The sequence below is a fragment of the Paraburkholderia sp. Ac-20336 genome (genome assembly GCF_017105025.1).
In the GTDB taxonomy this organism is placed as follows: Bacteria; Pseudomonadota; Gammaproteobacteria; order Burkholderiales; family Burkholderiaceae; genus Paraburkholderia.
Map to the genome: position 1 here is coordinate 1 of NZ_JAAGPS010000281.1, position 1,575 is coordinate 1,575.

The 1,575-nt window shown below is 66.2% G+C and carries 2 protein-coding genes; one reads left to right on the forward strand and one right to left on the reverse strand.

Going from position 1 to position 1,575, the window contains the following annotated elements; all coding sequences use genetic code 11:
* Window positions 1-899 (reverse strand): glycosyltransferase (locus GXB81_RS31025; RefSeq protein WP_205991211.1); only part of this gene is annotated, 899 nt, incomplete at its 3' end.
* 537 nt (window positions 900-1,436) lie between these two features.
* Between GXB81_RS31025 and GXB81_RS31030 the strand changes: the two genes are divergently transcribed.
* The coding region (locus GXB81_RS31030; RefSeq protein WP_205991212.1) for an NAD-dependent epimerase/dehydratase family protein at window positions 1,437-1,575 on the forward strand (139 nt) is incomplete at its 3' end.

Sequence of the window (1,575 nt, forward strand, 5' to 3'; positions counted from 1 at the left end):
GGGCGAGGCGCGCCGCCGCGCGGTTGCGCGAGCGCCGCGCGCAGCGCCGCCGCGATGCTGTCGACGTCGGACGGATCGAGATAGGCGACGTGCTGCGCGAAGTATTCCTCGGTCGAGCCGACTTTCGTCACAGCAATGCGCGCGCCCGCCGCATGCGCTTCGAGCGCGGCCAGCCCCGGCGTTTCGAGCGTGCTCGGCAGCACGAACGCTTCGCAGGCCGCGTAGGCCGAGCGCAGCACCGGCGAATCGTGCGCGAGCGTGCCCGCGTAGACGAGCTGGGCGCCGCCTTCGGCGAAGCACGCCCGCGCATATTCGGGGTCGCGCTGATGGCCGATCAGCACGAGCTTCAGTTCGGGGAACGATTTCATCGCGCGGATCAGCGCGAGCTGGTTCTTGCGCGGCTCGATGTTGCCGACGTTGAGAACGAAGCGGCCGTCGATGCCGGTTTCGCGGCGGAACAGTTCGGGCGCGACCGGCTCGTAAAAGCTCTGCTCGACGCCGTTGAGCACGCTGACGAATTTCTCGCGCGGCAGATCGAAGATGCGCGCGAGCGTGTCGCACTCGATTTCCGAGTTGGCGACCACGCGGTCCGCGAGAAGAAACTGCTGATGGATTTCGCCGATCGGATAGAGATGCTTCGTTTCTTCCGTCACCCAGAGGCTCGACGACACGACGAGCGGCAAGCCGAGCTGTTTGACGAAGTTGCAGAAGTGCACCGAGCCGCCGACGCACGAGAAGAAATGCACGAGGTCGTGCTCGAGAAAACGCGGATTCCACGGATCGAACAGCGTGACGTCCACGCCGTGCGCGGGCAGATGCTTGCGATACGCCAGCAACTGGATCTCTCCGCCGCCTGGGGTATGGAAAGCCATCGGGTAAGTGGCGAACAGCACTTTCATAGGTGGCGCTCTTTTGGCTCAAACAGGTTCTTGTCTTCAGACGCGCGCGTGGTGCCGCGCATGTCCTGGGTTGCGGCCGCCCCGCGCGGGTGGCCTCATGCCGGCGCTCGCTCCGGCGCGCGGGCGGTTGTCCGCTCACGCGGCCCGGCGGCGGGCCTGCTTGTGCTGTTGTCGAGCACGTTGGATCGATACCACGAATTCCACATGCGCGAATATGTTTGAGTTGTTACGAAGTGTACGAACGGGGCGCCAGCGGGTACACGTCCGTTTTATCATCACGGCCCGAAGCGTCGGCCTCGCGTCGGACGCTACCGGTAGCGCGGCCATTCTAGCGCCTCGTGCCCGCGCGCCGGAGCCGTGGCGGGCGTGGCCCGCATACCGCATACAATACGTTCCCAACCCGACTTCCGAGAAAGCCCCGTCGATGCCAGATTGTATCGTGTCTGATCCGCGTTTCCTGCCGCATGCGGCAGGGGCGAGCCTTGATGGCGCGCACTCGCGCGCGCGGTGCGGGCCGGATGCGAGCGGAGCTCGCCGATGAGCCTGCTCGTTCTCGTGACCGGTGCCAACGGCTTTGTCGGCAAGGCGGTGTCGCGCGCGCTGCTGCGGCGCGGCGACCGGGTCGTCGGCGATCCCGAACTGATGAACCGCTTCGGCCGGCTGCGTGCGAAGGTGT